The following is a 17,856-nucleotide window of genomic DNA, read 5'->3' as shown; positions in this document are numbered from 1 at the left end:
AGAAAGAGAGTCCGAAGCGTCGAGAACGCGACAGCGCCCGACGAAGTCGACGACCGTCAGTCGGCGCGGGAGCCGAGCGCCGTCGCGTTCGGATCGGCATCGGTCTCGGCCTCGAGGAGGCGGTGGGCGTAGAAGACGACCGAGAAGTCCTGCGGGCTGGGAACCGCGCAGGCGAGCCACCCGATCGCGACTGCCATCGCGATCGGCGAGTCGACCGGGATGGCGCCGCCGAACCCGGCCGCGAAGACGGGAACGGCGAGGAGGATTGGTGCCAGCGCGGCGGCCCGGAGGTGGACCGCCGGTTCGCGACCGGTCGGTCGGGGTTCGACGACGGCCCACGGACAACACGTCAGCAGCCCGACGATCCCGTCGGTTCGCCCGGGGAGATAGGAGACCGTGTGATCGATCCCGACGAGCCGAAGGACGAGGGCGTGGGTCCACTCGTGGGCCGCCAGTCCGACGACTACTGCGAGGGCGAGTACGGGACCGGCGGCGACTACGTCCGTTCCGATCATGGAGAGAGACGTGAGATGTACTCCGTTCGCTCGACCCGAATCGGGTCGAAAGCCATCTCACGTGACCGATGAGACGAACCGGCCGGGGAAGTCGATCCGGATTCACCTGTTGGTCCATTAAGTCCGCGTCGTCACCGCTATTTGTTACCGTCCCGCGCGACGTTCCCACCGCTGCCGTTCCCGCCAGCGTCCGCTGCCTGCCAAGGGTTAAGTGCTGTTGCGTGGCAACATCCACCATGGGATCCACCCAACCACTGGAGTTCGGCCACGACGACCGGAAACGGATCTACGAGTACGTCGAGCGCCACGGGGCGGTCGATCCGGACGACGCCCGGTCGGAACTGCGCATCGATCCCAGCGGCTTCCGCCACCACGTCGCGATCCTCAAACGCGACGGGCGACTCGAGGCGGCGGACGGCAAACTGCGGGTGGTTCTCGACGCGGGCGCCGAGGAGGAGTACGTCGCCGACGACCTCGAGTTCCACGTCCGGCCGGCCAGGCAGGAAGACCTCTCGGGGATCATCGGCGCGATTCGGCAGGTCGCCGAGGAGAAGACCTACATCGAGGCCGAGAGCGTCGCCGACGAGATCGATCACGAGGAGGCCCTGCTGCGACACAACGAACTCGAGTCCCGGATGTTCTTCGTCGCGACCGTCGACGAGGACGTCGTCGGCTGGGTCCACCTGCACGCCCCGGAGATCGAGAAGCTGTCCCACACCGCCGAGCTGACCGTCGGCGTCTTGGAGGAGTACCGCGGCCACGGCCTCGGCTCGCACCTCCTCTCGCGGGGCCTCGAGTGGGCCGGCTCCCGGGGCTACGAGCGAGTCTACCAGAGCGTTCCCTCGAGCAACGACGACGCCATCGCCTTCCTCGAAGAACACGACTGGGAGATCGAAGCGATCCGCGAAGACCACTACAAGCTCAACGGTCACTACGTCGACGAGGTGATGCTGGCTATCGAACTGTGAGTCGATGCTTCGTTTTACATAACCGTCCCTGAAACGGGACGCTATGCGCTTTGCGACGCGACCGCTGGCCGGTTCGAGTCGCTCCGACTGCTATTTTCGCTACGCCGGATACTCCTCTTCCTCGGCGATCTCGAACAGCTGATCGTACCCTTCGTCGTCGGGCAACTGGCGCTCGATGTCCTCGAGTTCGCCGCCGGTGACCGCTTCGGCGACGACGCTCACGACGACCCGCGCGTGGAAGGCGGCGTCGGCCCCATCGTCCTCGCCGATCTCCTCGCGCTCGGCGACGCGGTCGACGAACTCGCCGAAGTCGAACCGCTCGACGTCGTCGACCTCCTCGAGGAACCGTCCGAGTTCGTCCGGCAGCTGCGCGCCGAGGTTCTCGGCGTCGTCGGGCTGGACGCGCTCGGAGAGGGTCGTCAGGGTCGCTCGGGAGATACTCAGCGCGGCCTCTCGGGAGTCGAGCTGTGCGCGGTGCTGAACTTCGCCGATGAAGTCGTCGTACTGCATATCCGGCCGTTGCCGAGCGGGGCAGGTGAGCCTGAACCCTTCAATCGAAGGGGTTCGCGGCGACCGGTCGGGGACTCACGGCGACTGCTCGAGTGCGTGGTCGGCTCCCGTCGGAGCCGACGTTCGCGGACTCGAGGCGCCACTCCCGGAATCGAAAGGTAGTTTTCCCGGACCCTGCTACCCTGAGCCATGCTTTCGATCGCGCTTGCCGGAAAGCCCAACGCCGGCAAGTCCACGTTCTACACCGCGGCGACGATGGCCGACGTCGACGTCGCCAACTACCCCTTCACGACGATCGACGCCAACCGCGGCGTCAGCTACGTCAGGACCGACTGTCCCTGCCTCGAGCGCGAGGAGCGCTGTAACGCGGACGACTGCGAGGACGGCAAGCGCTACGTCCCGATCGAACTGATCGACGTCGCGGGGCTGGTGCCGGGCGCCCACGAGGGGAAGGGGCTGGGCAACCAGTTCCTCGACGAACTGACGAACGCGGACGTCATCGTCAACGTGATCGACGCCTCCGGCGGGACCAACGAGAAGGGCGAACCCGTTGACATCGGGGAGCACGACCCGCTCGAGGACATCGACTTCGTCGAGGAGGAGATGGACCTCTGGCTGGCCGGCATCGTCGAGAACAACTGGGAGTCCGTCGAGCGCAAGTCCCGGTCGCCCGATTTCGACATCGACGACGTCCTCGGGGACATGCTCTCGGGCTTCGGCGCCTCGCCCAAACAGATCGCCGTCGTCCTCCGGGAACTGGACTACCCCGAGGACCCGATCCAGTGGGAGGACGAGCACCGCGAGGAACTCGCGCGGCTGGTCCGCGAGCGCACCAAACCGATCGTCGTCGCGGCGAACAAGATCGACGTCGCCCCCGAGGAGAACGTCGAGAAGCTGCTCGAGCTCGACAAGCCCGTCATCCCCACGACCGCGGAGGGCGAACTCGCGCTGCGACGGGCCGCCGACAACGGATTGGTCGACTACGACCCCGGCGACGAGACCCTCGCGATCGGCGACGACGTCAACGACGCCCAGCGAGAGGCGCTCGAGGACCTCGCCGCGTCGATGACCGAGTACGGCGGCACCGGCGTCCAGAGCGCGCTGAACTACGCGGTCTACGACCTGCTCGAGCACCTCACCGCCTATCCGGTCGAGGACGCCGCGAAGTGGTCCGACGGCAGCGGCAATGTCCTGCCCGACGCCTTCCTGCTGCCCGACGGCTCGACGCCGGTCGATCTGGCCTACGCCGTCCACTCCGACATCGGCGACGGCTACCTCCACGCCGTCAACGCGAAGACGAACCGGGAGGTCGGCGAGGAGTACGAGCTCGAGGAGGGCGACGTGATCAAGATCGTGAGCACTAATTGATCATCCCCAACAAGCTGAATTGCGTTGTAATTAGGGTGGTCAGTACAGACTGAGTAGGTAGCGGAGCAGCGGTGAGTTAGCTCGTTCGCCTCTCGTACGTTCTCTGGAACTTTGGATACATCCGAAACCATATGGCTGTCAGTAGCACACAGTGGAACAGCCAAATGGGGTCGGTGAATACGTCACGAAGAAACACGGAGGGTGTGCGTCCGAGCAAAACTGCCTCGAGAACGCCGACTAGTATGAGGCCTGCTGCAAATACACTGAGGAAAATGAGCGTATCACGACGAAATGACGGCTCCATATACTCTCCTTGTTTTCAGCCGCTATATATTTTGTTGACACATTCGCATCTGTAGTGACCGCGAAATTCGGTCGGATCACGATGTGAGTTATGAGTTGTGTACAGTGTGTGGACTCGTGAGAGGGAACCAAGATCGTCAGTACCGCCTCGTGACCGCTGCTATCGCTGCGAACGTCATCGACTCGCGTCCGGCGAGGACTCGAGGCCATCTTCGTTAGGCATATCGCTTTTTCCGGCGTTCGTTGGAGGCTCTCGTATGGTGGACAAGACCCTCTCCGCCGAGGAACTCACGCGCGACGAGGCCGCCGAACGGCTCCGCGAACTGGCCGACGAACTCGAGGGCGACGGCCCGGCGTCGATCCGGACGGGGAACAAGACGGTCTCCCTCCGGCCGTCGCCGACGATCGCCTACGAACTGGGCGTTCGCGAGCGGTCGTCGATCCTGCGGGGTTCACGCGAGACGATCACCCTCAAAATGGACTGGAAGCCGCCGAAAGCGTCCGACGAGGAGTGAGCAGCGCCGCCGACTCGTCGCGGTTCGCTCACGGGAGCCCGACGCCGGCGAGCGGCTCGAACCAGACGGCGGTGACGAGCACGGCGAGGAAGACGTAGGAGCCGCGGACGAGCAACATCGTGGCGATGGTCGGCTCCGCGCGGCGAGCGACGAGCGCGACCGCGCCGAAGGCGAGCGCAGCGAGGGCCGTCGTCGGCGGGAAGACGCGCGCGACGGCGAAGGCGAGGACGGCCAGCAGCGCCGTCACCATTAGCCCGTACGCCAGCGCGTACGCCCGGTCCGGACCGACGGCGACGGCGACGGTGCGTTTCTCGATCGAGCGGTCGTAGTCGTAGTCCTGCGCGTCGTCGATGACCTTGATTCCCGACAGGAGCACGAGGAAGATCAGGGCGAACCCCAGCGCGACGGCGGTGACCGCGCCGGCCTGCACGTAGAACCCGCCGAGGATCGCGAGGGCGATCCCGAGCGGGTAGCCGGTCGTCGCCGTGAGGGGGTTCGTGTCCAACTGCGGCGCGTGGTAGTAAGCGATCAGCCACGTCGGCAGCGTCAGCGCGGCCGCGATCGGGTCAACGAGCAGACCCAACAGCACACAGCAGACGGCGAACACCGTCGTCGAGAGCGCCAATCCCACGCGACAGCCCCGCTCGGTCAGCGGATGGTCGTCGTCCTCGCCGCGAACGTGGAAGTCGACGTAGCCGTCCTTGACGTGGGCCGTGTAGACCGCGGCGAAGATCGCGACGGCGTGGATCGCCGCGGGCAGCGGATCGATGCGCCCGGCGAGGATCCCCCCGAACAGCGCCGCCGCGACCGGCGGCGTCATGAACACGGGGTGGACCTGCGACCAGAACGCTCGCGCCGTCGCTCGCGGGCCCGAGCCGGTTCTCGCGAGGGCCATACCTGATCGACAACGAACTGATACATAATACCCGTGCCGGCACCCCGTTCGCTGCGGACGGGCGGCCATCGAACGGCCGACGATTCCCGTCGCGGATGCACGCCCGCGGTCCGCGCAACCGGTGCGGTACACCGTAACGCACACTTTGATGTACTGTCCCGTGTCACTGGCGGGCATGGCAGACGGATACACCGGAGCCGACCTCGTTACGGACGCGCTCGAGTCCTACGGCGTCGACTACGTCTTCGGGAACCCCGGAACGACGGAGCTGCCGATCGTCCAGGCCATCGGCGAGAGCGACCTCGAGTACCGGCTCGGGCTCCACGAGGACATCGCGGTCGGGATGGCCGGCGGCTACGCCCAGCGGCGTCGGTACCACGCCCACCACGACGACTCGATCACGCCGGTCGGCGTGGCGAACCTCCACATCGCGCCCGGACTGGCTCACGGGTTGGGGAACCTCTATGCGGCCAAGGTCGCCGGCGCGCCGCTGGTCGTCACCGCGGGTAACCACAGCACCGACTTCCGCCACGAGGAACCGATCCTCTCCGGTCGCCTCGCGGACATGGCTCGCCAGTTCTGCAAGTGGTCCGACGAGGTCCTCGACGTCGCGGCGCTGCCGACGATGCTCCGGCGGGCGTTCCGCGTCGCGATGACGCCGCCGACCGGGCCGGTCTTCCTCGCCCTGCCACTGGACGTCACGATGGCCGAGACCGACGCCGAGCCCGAGCGACTGGGGCCGATCCCGAACGCCGGCAGCGGCGATCCCGCGCAACTCGAGCGCGCCGCAGAGCTGCTGGCCGAGGCCGACGATCCCGTGTTGGTCGTCGGCGACCACGTCGCCCGCTCGGGCGCCGACGCCGTCGCCGCGGCGGTCGAACTCGCCGAGGCGACCGGTGCCCGCGTCCACGGCGAGATCCTCTCCTGCGAGGTCGACTTCCCGACCGACCACGACCAGTGGGTCTCGTACCTGCCGACCAGCGAGGACGCGGCCGCGATGCTGATGGACACCGACACGATCTGCTTCGCCGGCGTCTCGACGAACACGACGCTGACCCGCCACGAGGAGGCGCTGGTCGATCCGGACACGACCTGCATCCATCTCAGCGACGACGCCTGGGAGGTCGGGAAGAATCAACCCGCCGACGCGGCCGTCGTCGGCGACCCCGGGTTGGTCATGCAGGAACTCACCGAGCGCGTTCAGGGGAAGCTCTCCGCGGACGTCGTGAGCGACCGCCTCGAGGCGGTCGCCGAGGTCAAGGAGATGGTCGAGGCCAAGATGTCGGGCTACGGCGAGGGCGACGGGGACGACGACGATTCCCGCTCCTCGAAGGCCCAGCTCGTCGACGCGATGGAGCGCGTGGCCGGCGACGCGGCCATCGTCGACGAGGGCGTCACCTCGAAGTACGCCATGCTGACGCGCTGGGAGTTCGCGCCCGAACAGTACATCTCGAACAAGGGCGGCGGCCTCGGCTACGGCCTCCCGGCCGCGGTCGGCGCGGCCATCGCGGAGGAGCAGCGCGAGGACCCCCGCGACGTGGTCGGCTTCATCGGCGACGGCTCCTATCAGTACTACCCCCACTCGATCTACAGCGCCGCGCGCTACGATCTGGACCTGACGGTCGTCATCTCGGACAACCGCAACTACCGCATCCTCAAGGACAACACACTCCACCTCATGGGCGGCGAGGAGGAGGACTACGAGTTCGTCGGCATGGAGTTCGACCCCGGCGTGGATCTCGTCAAAAACGCCGAGAGCCACGGGGCCCGAGCCGAACTCGTCGAGACGCCAGACGACATCGAGGGCTCACTCGAGGACGCGCTGGCCCGCGACGGTCCCGACGTCCTCGACGTGCTGGTCCACGACTGAGACGGGCGCCGAAAGGTCCTCGAGAACGGGTGACGGCCGCTCGACGGAGCGATCGCATCGGTCCCACATTGGCAGGCCGGTAGACACTTGGCCATCGTTGGCGCAGAAGGAGGTAGTCACGGATGGGCTGGATGATCAACCCGTACAGCATCGTTCTGTCGCTGTCTCTCGTCATCGCCGTCGGTACTGCGGTCGCGGCGTGGCGATCGCGTCCGACCGCCGGTTCGGAAGCCCTCGCCGTACTGATGGCGAGCGTCGCGCTCTGGTTGGGAACGCACGTCCTCGAGATCGAGTCGACGGCGTTCGTCTGGAAGGTGCGCTGGGCGAATCTCCAGTGGATATCCGCCGCCGTCATCCCGACGCTGTTCCTCGTGTTCGCCCTCGAGTACACGGGCCGGGACCGCTGGCTCACTCGCCGCCGGCTCGGGCTGTTGGCGATCGAGCCGCTGGTCATGCTCGGACTGTTGGCCCTCAACGGTCGGACCCGCGTCCTCTGGGGGCCGCCGGCCGAGGCGACGGTCGCGATGAACGTCCCGTGGGGCCGGTCGGCGACGGTCGTCACTGCGGAGCCGAACCTCGGGCTGTTCGTCCACCTCGGCTACGCGACGCTCTGTCTCGCGGCTACCGCTGTCGTCGTCCTCGACGTCACCGTCCGGAGCAGCAGCCTCTACCGCTGGCAGGGGATCGTCGTCCTCGTCGCGATGGCGGTCCCGTGGGCGTCGGCCGTCGTCGCGAGCTCGTCCCTCGAGATCATCGGGACGACGCCGATCGGACTGACGATCACCGGGCTCGCGATCACGTTCGGCCTCTACCGCTACCGGCTCCTCGAGCTCGCACCGATCGCGCGCAACGAGGTCGTCGCCAACCTCGAGGACGGCGTGCTCGTCGTCGACGCCGATCGCCGGATCATCGACAGCAATCCGGTCGCACAGCGTCGTTTCGATCGGGACCGCGACGCGCTCGTCGGCACCCCCGTCGACGACGTCGTTCCGACGGTCGACGTCGACGCGGTGATCGATTCATCGTCCGACGGCGGAGACGGCCGCGACGCACAGTTCACGCTCGGCGACGGCGCCGAGCGTCGCATCTACGAGCTCTCGGTCTCACCGATCGACGGCCGCGGCTCTCCCATCGGCTGGACGATCGTCGTCCGCGACGTGACCGACCGCGTCCGGCGGGAGCGCGAACTCGAGCGCAAGAACCGCAAGCTCGACGAGTTCGCGAGCGTGGTCAGTCACGACCTCCGCAATCCGCTGACGGTGTCGAAGGGCTATCTCGACATGCTCGAGGAGGAGTACGATCCCGAACACGTCCGCACGATCGCTCGGTCCCACGAGCGCATGGAGAAACTGATCGACGACGTCCTGACGCTCGCTCGCCAGGGCCGGACCGCCCTCGAGCCCGAACCGATCGCCCTCGGGTCGGCGGCGAGGGCCGCCTGGGAGACGGTCGACACGGGCGACGCCGCGCTCTCCGTCGTCGACGATCGGACGATCCGCGCCGACCGCACGCAGCTCCGCCAGTTGCTCGAGAACCTCTTTCGAAACGCTATCGAACACGGTTCCACGAGCCCTGACTCGCGAACTCGTCAGGGAACCGTCGAACACGGTTCGAGGAGTCCTCGGTCACGCGCTCCCGCGGACGACGGCGGACCCGGCGCGTCTTCCGGGCCCTCGAGCGCCGACGCTTCCGAGGCCGGCGTGGAGCACGGAACGTCCCTCGAGTCGCGGCCTCGCAGTCCCGTCGAACGCGACGGCAGCGCCATCACCGTCACCGTGGGCGCGCTCGAGGACGGGTTCTACGTGGCGGACACGGGCCGCGGCTTCGAAGACGATCCCGACCGACTCTTCGAACCGGGATACACGACCGGCGACGGGGGGACGGGACTCGGACTGTCGATCGTCGCCGATATCGTCGACCACCACGACTGGTCGATCGCGGCGACCGACGCCGACGGCGGCGCGCGGTTCGAGATCACCGACGTCGAGTTCGCGGAGACGGTCGACGACGCGCAGCCGTCGTGACTCGGCCTCGCCGTCAGCGATCCGGCTTCCGAACCCGCTCGCCGTCGGCCGTCTCGGGGAAGAGCTTGCCCGGGTTCAGCGTTCCCGTCGGATCGAGCGCGTGCTTGATCGATCGCATGGCGTCGACGGCGCCCGCGCCGTGTTCCGGCTCGAGATACGCTCGCTTCCCCTGACCGATGCCGTGTTCGCCGGTCGCGGTGCCACCGATGTCGATCGCCAGGTCGACGATCTCCTTGTACACCCGCTCGCCGCGCTCGAGCTGTTCGGGATCGTCCGGATCGACGAGGGGACTGTAGTGGAGGTTGCCGTCCCCCGCGTGCCCGTAACAGGGGACGAGGAGGTCGTGTTCGTCGGCGAGCCGTTTGACCTCGCGGACGATCTCGGGGTAGGAACTGATCGGCACCGTCACGTCGCCGGGGTGGAGCGGCCGGAGATCCGGTTCGTAGTTCCGCATGGCGTACGCCAGTTCCCGGCGGGCCTCCCAGAGGTCGGCCATCGCCGCCTCGTCGGCGCTCGTTTCGAACTGGCGGACGTCGTGGCCCTCGAAGATCGTCCGGCAGAGGTCGATTTCCGTCTCGATCCCGTGGTTGGCGTGGAACTCGAGGAAGACCATCGGTGCGTCGGGGAGGTCGCTGCCGAGATAGCGGTTCGCCATCCGGGCGCTCAGCCCGTCGACGAGTTCGATCTTGGCGACGTCGACCTCGGTGCGCACCGCCTCGGCGATGGCCTCGGCCGCGTCGTCGAGCGTCTCGAAGATGGCCCGCCCGCCCCGGATCTGCTCGGGGCGACCCGCCAACTCGAGGGTGGCCTCGGTGACCACGGCCAGCGTCCCCTCGCTGCCGACGAGCAGGTCAGTCAGGTTGTAGCCGCTCGAGGTCTTGCTCGCCCGCGATCCGGTCTCGATGACGGTCCCGTCCGCGAGCACGGCCTCGAGGCCGAGCACCCAGTCGGCGACCTCGCCGTACCTGACCGTCTGCATCCCGCTGGCGTCGGTCGCGATCATCCCGCCGATCGTGGAGATGTCCCCCGAGGAGGGCAGCGGCGGGAAGAAGAGCCCGTCCGGTGCGACGTGCTCGTCGACGGCCGAGCCGATAATCCCAGGCCCGACGTCGATCTGGAAGTCGTCGGGCCGGTAGTCGACGACGGCGTCCATCCGCGTCAGATCGAGGCTGATCCCGCCGCGGGCCGGGACGGCGTTGCCTTCGAGTCCCGTCCCCGCCGCGTAGGGCGTAACGGGAACGCCGCGCTCGGTCGCGGCCTCGAGGACGGCCGCAACGTCGGCCGTGCGCTCGGGGTAGACGACCGCGTCCGGGAGCGCGCCGCGGCCGCTCCCTTCGGTGCCGAAATCGTCCGCGTGCGATTCCCGGCGACCCGCCGCGACCGAGACCTGATCGTCCTCCAGGTCGAGGGCCTCGAGGAACGAACAGTCGTGTGTCATATGTCCCCATTATCCACGTCCCGCATCAATATTTCCCACTGCTTCGAGAACTGTCGACGGACACCACTACGGGACTCGCCGCTGTATCGGTACGCGTGACTGACGACTCGCTTTCCGGGCGGACACAGGAACTCCATCGCCACCTCGAGGCGACCGCCGAACTCCCGATCGATCGGACGGCGAACCGCTGGCTCGGCGAGGCCGAAGCCGTCGCCGCCGACGTCGCGACGAGCGACCTCGAGCGGGAGACGGTCCTCGAGCGGGTCGCGAAGGTCCAGCACCTGCTCGGGGAAGTCGACGAAACGGACCACGAGGGAGCCGACGATCACCTCGAGGCGGCCGAAGAGATCTGTGCGAAGATCCTCGAAGATGAGGGATCGACGCCTCCGTAGTCGCGTTCAGTTCCGTTGTGACGCGACCCGACCGTGCGACGCAGCGGTCCTTTCTTCCATGGAATGGTCGGCGGCACTTATGGTCGTGCGCACGGAATTCGAGGCCGCATGACAGGTTCCCCGTCGGCACCGTCGCGCGCGTTCGAATGGATCGACGACGCGATCCCCCGCTACGAGTCGTTCTTCACGGTCGACGAACACCGCGATCGCGACCGGACGCTCGCGGCCGAGCACGACCACGTCGAGTACGAAGAACGCGGCGAGAGCGCGGACGGCGAGACGTTATGGACGGTGACCGTCGGTGACGGCGACCGGAGCGCGCTCCTGTTCGGCGCGCCCCATCCGAACGAACCGATCGGCTCGATGACGATCGACTTCCTGCTCCACGAACTCGCGACGAACGACGAGTTGCGGGCGTCGCTCGATTACGAGTTCGTCTGTATGCCGGTCGCCGATCCGGACGGCGTCCGACTCAACGAAGGCTGGTTCGACGGGCCGTTTACGCTCTCGAACTACGCGCAGAACTTCTACCGACCGCCGCCGGACGAGCAGGTCGAGGCCACGTTCCCCGTCGAACGCGAGGGCTACTCGTACGACGACCCGATTCCGTCGACGCGCGCGCTGGCCGATCTGATCGAGAGCTATCGACCGGAGTTTATCTACAGCTTCCACAACGCCGCCTTCGGCGGTTGTTACTTCCTCTTCACCGAACCGCACGCCCCGCTCTACGACGCGCTCACGTCACTTCCGGAGGCGTACGGGGTCCCGCTCGATCTGGGCGAACCGGAACGGTTCGATGACGAGGCGCTCGACGACGCGGTCTATCGGCTTCCGACCTTCGCCGACCGGTTTGACGCGCGTGAGACCGACGACGACCCCGAACTCGACGCCGAACTCCTCGGCGGCAACGCCTACGACTACGCCAGCCGCTTCACCGACGACGTCGTCGAGTTCGCCGTCGAACTGCCGTACTTCTACGACCCGCGGATCGAGGATCGAAGCGAACTGGATCGCTCCCACGAGGACGTCATTCGGGAGGGAGTTCGAAACCGGCGGCCGATCCTTGAGGCGATGAAGAGCGCGGTCGACTCCGTCAGCGAGCACCTCCCGGACGGGCCGATGGCGCGTGAGGCGTCGGGCGTCGCCGCCCACTTCGAACACGTCGACGAGTCGAAACTCGAGTGGGCGGAATCGGCCGCAGAGACGGACAGGCCGGCGACCGTCGCCGAGCACGTCGACGAACGCTACCTCAGGCAGTATCATCTGCTGACGTACCTCGGCATGTTGTTGCGGTCGATCGATCACGCCGCGATGAGCGCCGACGAGGACGCTCGCGAGACGCTCACGGGAACGAAAGCTGCGCTCGAGGAGACCTTCCGCGAGCGAATCGGGGAGATGCGAGACCGATTGGACTACGAGACGATTCCGATCTGGAAACTCGTCGCGATTCAGGCCCGCGCGGGGCTACTCTGTCTGGACTACCGACAGAACCGTCCTGACGAGTGACGTCGGTCCAGTCACCGTCTCGTGGTCTCGCTCGAGATGCTCGTCTGAACGTAGGCGAATATATTTCTCCTAGAGACAGTGGTGAGTATATTTATTAAGGTATATGAAATATAATGTTACTTCGCTGTTCTCCGCGGGTACTACCGTATGCCCGAGCGAGATGGCACACGGCGACGGACGAACCGACGCGGCTTTCTCGAGAGCATCGGCACCACCTCGGTCGCCGGCGGCCTCGCAGCGATCCTCGCCCAGCGCGACGTCGTACGGCCGGTGGCGGCGCAGTCTGTCGACGATCGCAGCGTCTTCGCCGTCGACGGGACGGCCGATCCCGACGCGACGTTTCCGCAGTCCGTGGCCAGCGGCGGGCCGACCTCGAGCGGCGTCATTCTCTGGACGCGGGTCGCTCCCGACGCGGTCGTCTCCGGAGAACCGGTCGGCGTGCAGGTCGCGACCGACGACGACTTCGAGGACGTGGTCCACGAGGGGACGGTGCCCGCTGACAGGCTCTCGAGCGCGCACGATTACACGGTGAAAGTCGATCTCGACGGGGCACTCGAGTCGGATCGGCGCTACTACTACCGGTTCGTCTACGACGGCGTCGCCACGCGGACCGGCCGCTGTCGGACGCTGCCGGCGGCCGGTGCGAGCCCCGACTCGCTGTCGTTCGCGGTCCTGACCTGTCAGGACTACCAGAACGGCTACTACGGAGCCTACCGCCATATCGCGGCCGAAGACGTCGACTTCGTCGTCCACCTCGGGGACTTCATCTACGAGTCCGCGAACGGCGCCTACACCTCGCCGACGACGGATATCAAGGACGGGCGCGATATCGACCTCCCCAGCGGCGCCGGTCTGGCGGAGTCGCTGGCCGACTTCCGGTCGCTTTACCGGGTCTACAAGGGGAACGAATACCTCCAGGAGGGACTCGAACGGCACACGGTTATCCACGGCTGGGACGATCACGAGATCGGGAACAACCGGTACTGGGACGACGACGCCGATGCACCGGTGCTCCCGGACAAGGACGGCGGCGAGCGGCCGGAGACGGCACTGGAGATCACGGCCGACGGCATTCAGGCGTGGGTCGAGTACGTCCCCGCCCGCGTCGAGTTCGATCCGAGCGAGCCGGAACTGCGAGAACAGCTCCGGTTGTGGCGGGACCTCCAGTTCGGCGACCTCGTGGATCTGACCGTCACCGACGAACGTCTCTACCGCGACGGTCCGCCCTGTGGCGACGCCCGGATCACCTGTACGGACGAAGAAGCGCAGGGACGGACGATGCTCGGCCGCGAGCAGAAGCGCTACTTCGAGGACTGGGTCAGCGAGTCCGACGCCGTCTGGACGGTCTGGGCCAACGAGGTGCTGACGATGCCCCTGACCGTCGGCGACGGCTGGTATCAGGTCGAACTGCTCCACGACTCCTGGGACGGCTTCCAACACGAGCGCTGGGAACTCATGCAACACGTCGCCGACGCCGATCCGCGGAACTTCGTCGTGCTGACCGGCGACCTCCACGCGTCGCTGGCCGGCTACGTCAAGTCGGGCTACGGCGAGATCGAGCCGTTCGAGACGTCCGACCGGATCGGCGTCGAACTGATGACGCCAGCCGTCTCGAGCGTCAACGCCGCCGACGTCATCGACTTCCCCGGCGACTGGGCCGACGACGCGCTCGGCGATCTCGCCAAATCGGAAAACGAGCACCTCGAGTACGTCGACTGGCACCGCCACGGCTACGCCGTCGTCGAGTTCACGCGCGATCACTGCACCTATACCGTCTACGCCGTCGACAAGGACGAGAATCCCGAGAACGCCGGACGAACGACGCTCGCCCGGTATCGAACGCCGGACGGCGAGACGGCGCTCTACGAACGGTAGCTCCGGGCGCAACGAGCGCACGTCGAGACCATCCTGGTAGGGATCGCCCGGCGAACTCGCGACTGGAGCGGGGCGCTCGCGCGACTGGACTGCAACGCTTCAATTTTATGTGAATCCGTGACGCGGTACGGAACGATGGCAAGACGCCGACCGATTCCACCGTCACGGAGGGGCACAGCGTGAACGCCGAACTGGATCTGCTGGTGCGACTCACCGATTACGAGCGCCCGCAGGGCGTCGCCGAGCGCGCCGTGCAGGCAGAGCAACTCGGCTTCGACCGGCTCACGGTCGGCGAGACGACCGGCTGGAACATCGTCCCGCCGCTGACGCTGGCCGCCGACCGGACCGACGAACTGGGCATCTCCAACGACGTCGTCTCGCCGTACGGCCGCTCGCCGGCGCTGCTCGCCCAGACCGCGCTGACGATGCACGACGCGTCCGACGGCCGGTTTCGCCTCGGTCTCGGCCCGAGTTCGCCCGCGATCACCGAGCGCTGGCACGGCCTCGAGTTCGACCGACCGCTCCGACGCACGCGCGAGGCCATCGAGGTGATCCGCTCGGTCTACGACGATGGGAACCCCGCCTACGAGGGCGAGATCTTCGATATCGCCGGGCTCAACTACGAGCGCGAGGTACCCGAGAGCCCGCCGCCGATCGACCTCGGCACTCTCGGTCCGAAAGCGACCGAGATGGCCGGCCGCTTCGGCGACGGCTGGACGCCCCAGCTGTTCACGAGAGACGGCCTCGAGGAGCGCCTCGCGGACCTCGAACGAGGCGCGGAACTCGCGGACGAGACGCTCGAGGACCTGCGCGTGGCTCCGATCGTTCGCGGCATCGCCAGCGAGGACCGCGAGGCCGCCCGCGAGAAGGCGCGGTCGACCATCGCGTTCATGTTGGGGGCCTACGGCCCCTACTACGGCGATTCGGTCGCCCAGCAGGGGTATTCCGACGTCGTCGAGGACGTTCGAGCCGCCTGGCAGGATCGGGACACCGACGCGATGGCTGCCGCCCTCCCCGACGACGTGCTAGACGACCTCGCGCCCGCGGGGACGCCCGCGGAGGTCCGCGAATGGGTCGAGGAGTACGCGAGCCTCGAGGGCGTCGACGCGGTTCGGATCGGCTTCGTCAACGAGATGAGCGAAGCGGAGAAGGAGACGACGATGGACGCGGTCGCTGACCTCGTCTGACGGCTCCTCTCCTCGAGGGCGGAGTCGACGATTCCGGTCGTCAGAGTGGTTACATCGGCCGATACGTATCGAGTGTTTCGATCGAACTCACAGCCCGGTTAAATACCGTGTGGCGCCTATGGAGGGTATGATCCCACCGACGAATTCTCCGTCGACGCACGCCGATATCGACGACTCGAGCGCCGACGCCATCGGGACGGCGATGGGACTGCTGGCGGATCAGCAGCGACGGACGCTGTTACGGTACCTCGAGCGCGCCGACGGTACGGCGACGCTGTCCGAGGTCGCGGAAGCGATCGCGACCGAGACGCGGAACCCCGATCCGGGAGCGATTTCGGATCTCGCCGGTGCCCCGTCGCGGGACGTCCGAGAGGCTCGCATCTCGTTGCACCATCTCCACATCCCGAAGCTGGTCGCCGCGGGCGCGATCGACTACGATTCGGAGACGGAGACGCTCACGCTCCGCGATGCGGGACGGAGGCTGTTGGACCGGCAGGAGGCCGTCTGTGGACCGCTCCGGTAACGGACGCCGTCGGATCGCTCGAGTTCGATAGCGAACTGTGACTCTGTCGGCGTACTGAACAGCGATGTATACGCGCTGCTCACGTGGCAGCAGGGAGCTCCACGTCCTCCCCAACCGATTCACTCGTTCGCTTTGCTCACTCGCTCATCCCTCGCACGATTTTCCCGCGACTCGTTGTTCACTCGTCGCGGCACAGCGCGCGCCACCGCACAGGAGCGGGTCGACCCCTCCGAAACCCGCGCGTGTTAGGGCTCGAGGACCAGCTTCCCGAGGAAGCTGTCGGTCATCACGTCGCGCTGGGCCTGCGAGGCCTCCTCGAGGTCGTACGTTCGCGCGAGTTCGATCGACAGCTCGCCGCTCGCCATGAGGTGGGCGACGCCGCGAAGCGGGACGCGCAGGTCCGGCGTGTTGAACATGCTCATGAACTGGTAGCTGACGTCCTTCGAGCGCGCGGCGCCGTCGTTCGAGAAGCCGGGATCGGGGCTGTTCTCGCCGATCCCGACGACGCGACAGCCGGTGGCGGCGACGTCCGCGTCGAACTGGAGGTAGTCGTCCAGCCGGTGGTCCAGCACGGCGTCGACGCCGCCGTCGCTGGCCTCCATGACGGCGTCCGCGAGGTCGTCGCGCGCGTAGTCGAGGACCGTTTCGGCGCCGAGGTTCTCGAGGGCGTCGTGATACTCGTCCGAAGCGGTAGTGACGACTCGAGCGCTGACCGCGTCAGCGATCTGGACGGCGGCGTGGCCGACGCCGCCGGAGCCGCCGTGGACTAGGCAGTACTCGGCGGGGTCGAGGGCGGCGTGGTCGACCAGCGCGCGCCAGGCCGTGACCGCGGCGACGCCCGCCGCGCCGGCCTCGGTCAGGTCCGCGCCGTCGGGGAGGTGAACGACGCGGTCGGTCGGCACCGTCGCGTACTCGGCATAGGATCCCTGGAAGGTGCCGTTGCCGATGCCGGTGCCGAAGACGCGGTCGCCCTCCGAGAAGTCTCCGACGGCGTCGCCCGTCTCCGCGACGACGCCGGCGAAATCGACGCCTGGCGTGAAGGGCACGTCGACCGGTTCGTACGAGCCGTCCCGGAAGTAGGTGTCGACGGGGTTGACCCCCGCGGCGACCACTTCGACGAGCAGTTCGTCCGCGTCGGGCTCGGGTCGGTCGATCTCGTCGACCTGCAGTACGTCTGCGTCGCCGTGTTCCTGAAGGCGTACAGCGCGCATCTCGTTCGGTATCATGCCCGCAGAGGCGTATAAGGCTACAGTTCCTGACGGCCAACGAGGCCGTCCGATGGGCGGCTCGCCGCGGCTGCATCCGCAAGTCCAACGCTTCTCCCTTCGACGACCGTGTTCGCGGACATGGTAGACATCGACGTCGACGGCAGCGAACTCGAGGACGTCACGGTCGCAGTGTTCCTCGCACAGGAGGGCACCGAAGAGGTGGAGTTCGTCGAACCGAAGGACCTCGTCACCGACGCCGGCGCGACGGTCGACGTCGTCGGGAGCGAGACCGGCGAGGGACAGACGGTCAACAACGACTTAGAAGAGAGCGAGAGCTACGAGATCGAGAAGAGCTTCGACGAGGTTTCCGCGGACGACTACGACGCAGTGATCGTCCCCGGGGGAACCGTCGGCGCGGACACCCTCCGAACGCGGGACGAGGGCGTCGAACTCCTTCGAACCCACGTGAAAGCTGACAAGCCGACGGCCGTGATCTGCCACGGCCCGTGGACGCTGATCGAGGCCGACGTCGTGGACGGACGGCGGCTGACGTCCTACCACAGCCTCCAGACCGACGTCCGCAACGCCGGCGGCGAGTGGGTCGACGAGGAGGTCGTCGTCGACGACGGACTGATCACGAGCCGGAACCCGGACGACCTCGAGGCGTTCTGCGAGACGCTGCTCGAGGAGTTCGCGCAGTAGGGCGGGCGAGCCCGCTCGTCACTCGGTTACTCAAAACAGAGACCGGCGGTGAAAATG

General features: G+C 67.1%; 16 protein-coding genes. 11 read left to right on the top strand and 5 right to left on the bottom strand.

Features of this window, described 5'->3' with window-relative positions; all coding sequences use genetic code 11:
• Positions 1-56 precede the first annotated feature (56 nt).
• Entirely contained in the window at positions 57-515 is a 459-nt protein-coding gene (locus WD430_RS16605) for a hypothetical protein (RefSeq protein ID WP_339103536.1), read from the bottom strand.
• A gap of 236 nt (positions 516-751) precedes the next feature.
• Between WD430_RS16605 and WD430_RS16600 the strand changes: the two genes are divergently transcribed.
• Positions 752-1,483 (top strand): GNAT family N-acetyltransferase, encoded by a 732-nt coding sequence (locus tag WD430_RS16600; RefSeq protein WP_339103535.1) that lies wholly within the window; start codon positions 752-754, stop codon positions 1,481-1,483.
• 99 nt (positions 1,484-1,582) lie between these two features.
• Here the strand turns inward: WD430_RS16600 and WD430_RS16595 are convergent, their stop codons facing one another.
• Entirely contained in the window at positions 1,583-1,993 is a 411-nt protein-coding gene (locus tag WD430_RS16595) for a DUF2267 domain-containing protein (protein WP_339103534.1), read from the bottom strand.
• Between the two features lie 189 nt (positions 1,994-2,182).
• Between WD430_RS16595 and WD430_RS16590 the strand changes: the two genes are divergently transcribed.
• Complete coding sequence (locus WD430_RS16590; RefSeq protein WP_339103533.1) at positions 2,183-3,361, top strand: redox-regulated ATPase YchF; 1,179 nt, start codon at positions 2,183-2,185, stop codon at positions 3,359-3,361.
• Between the two features lie 560 nt (positions 3,362-3,921).
• Positions 3,922-4,179, top strand: a complete 258-nt coding sequence (locus tag WD430_RS16585) for an amphi-Trp domain-containing protein (RefSeq protein WP_339103532.1) — start codon at positions 3,922-3,924, stop codon at positions 4,177-4,179.
• 28 nt (positions 4,180-4,207) lie between these two features.
• Here WD430_RS16585 and WD430_RS16580 read toward each other — a convergent pair whose 3' ends face one another.
• Positions 4,208-5,074: a UbiA family prenyltransferase gene (locus WD430_RS16580; RefSeq protein WP_339103531.1), complete on the bottom strand. Its 867-nt coding sequence runs from the start codon at positions 5,072-5,074 to the stop codon at positions 4,208-4,210.
• A 175-nt stretch (positions 5,075-5,249) separates the two neighbouring features.
• Between WD430_RS16580 and WD430_RS16575 the strand changes: the two genes are divergently transcribed.
• The gene (locus WD430_RS16575) at positions 5,250-6,944 is read left to right on the top strand and encodes a thiamine pyrophosphate-binding protein (RefSeq protein ID WP_339103530.1); all 1,695 of its coding nucleotides are present in this window, start codon (positions 5,250-5,252) and stop codon (positions 6,942-6,944) included.
• A gap of 122 nt (positions 6,945-7,066) precedes the next feature.
• Entirely contained in the window at positions 7,067-8,968 is a 1,902-nt protein-coding gene (locus WD430_RS16570) for a histidine kinase N-terminal 7TM domain-containing protein (RefSeq protein WP_339103529.1), read from the top strand.
• Between the two features lie 13 nt (positions 8,969-8,981).
• On the opposite strand, the gene WD430_RS16565 is transcribed toward WD430_RS16570, so the two are convergent.
• Complete coding sequence (locus WD430_RS16565; RefSeq protein ID WP_339103528.1) at positions 8,982-10,406, bottom strand: FAD-linked oxidase C-terminal domain-containing protein; 1,425 nt, start codon at positions 10,404-10,406, stop codon at positions 8,982-8,984.
• Between the two features lie 95 nt (positions 10,407-10,501).
• Here WD430_RS16565 and WD430_RS16560 point away from each other — a divergent pair, with 95 nt between their 5' ends.
• The 5 genes from WD430_RS16560 to WD430_RS16540 all read left to right on the top strand — a co-directional run bounded on the left by WD430_RS16560 (position 10,502) and on the right by WD430_RS16540 (position 15,889).
• Positions 10,502-10,798 carry a hypothetical protein gene (locus tag WD430_RS16560; protein ID WP_339103527.1) on the top strand — a complete coding sequence of 99 codons (297 nt, stop codon included), beginning with the start codon at positions 10,502-10,504 and terminating at the stop codon, positions 10,796-10,798.
• Positions 10,799-10,906: 108 nt separating this feature from the next.
• Positions 10,907-12,304 carry a M14 family zinc carboxypeptidase gene (locus WD430_RS16555; protein WP_339103526.1) on the top strand — a complete coding sequence of 466 codons (1,398 nt, stop codon included), beginning with the start codon at positions 10,907-10,909 and terminating at the stop codon, positions 12,302-12,304.
• A gap of 147 nt (positions 12,305-12,451) precedes the next feature.
• Positions 12,452-14,179 (top strand): alkaline phosphatase D family protein, encoded by a 1,728-nt coding sequence (locus tag WD430_RS16550; protein ID WP_339103525.1) that lies wholly within the window; start codon positions 12,452-12,454, stop codon positions 14,177-14,179.
• Positions 14,180-14,358: 179 nt separating this feature from the next.
• Entirely contained in the window at positions 14,359-15,366 is a 1,008-nt protein-coding gene (locus tag WD430_RS16545; RefSeq protein ID WP_339103524.1) for a TIGR04024 family LLM class F420-dependent oxidoreductase, read from the top strand.
• Between the two features lie 127 nt (positions 15,367-15,493).
• Positions 15,494-15,889, top strand: a complete 396-nt coding sequence (locus WD430_RS16540; RefSeq protein ID WP_339103523.1) for a hypothetical protein — start codon at positions 15,494-15,496, stop codon at positions 15,887-15,889.
• 245 nt (positions 15,890-16,134) lie between these two features.
• Here WD430_RS16540 and WD430_RS16535 read toward each other — a convergent pair whose 3' ends face one another.
• On the bottom strand, positions 16,135-17,100 hold the full coding sequence (locus tag WD430_RS16535) for an NADPH:quinone reductase (RefSeq protein WP_339103522.1): 966 nt from the start codon (positions 17,098-17,100) through the stop codon (positions 16,135-16,137).
• Positions 17,101-17,235: 135 nt separating this feature from the next.
• Between WD430_RS16535 and WD430_RS16530 the strand changes: the two genes are divergently transcribed.
• Positions 17,236-17,799 (top strand): type 1 glutamine amidotransferase domain-containing protein, encoded by a 564-nt coding sequence (locus WD430_RS16530; protein ID WP_339103521.1) that lies wholly within the window; start codon positions 17,236-17,238, stop codon positions 17,797-17,799.
• Positions 17,800-17,856 lie beyond the last annotated feature (57 nt).

Source organism: Haloterrigena sp. KLK7 (assembly GCF_037914945.1).
Taxonomy (GTDB): domain Archaea; phylum Halobacteriota; class Halobacteria; order Halobacteriales; family Natrialbaceae; genus Haloterrigena; species Haloterrigena salinisoli.
Note: the sequence above shows the minus strand (reverse complement) of the source record. Positions and strands in the feature narration are given on the sequence as shown.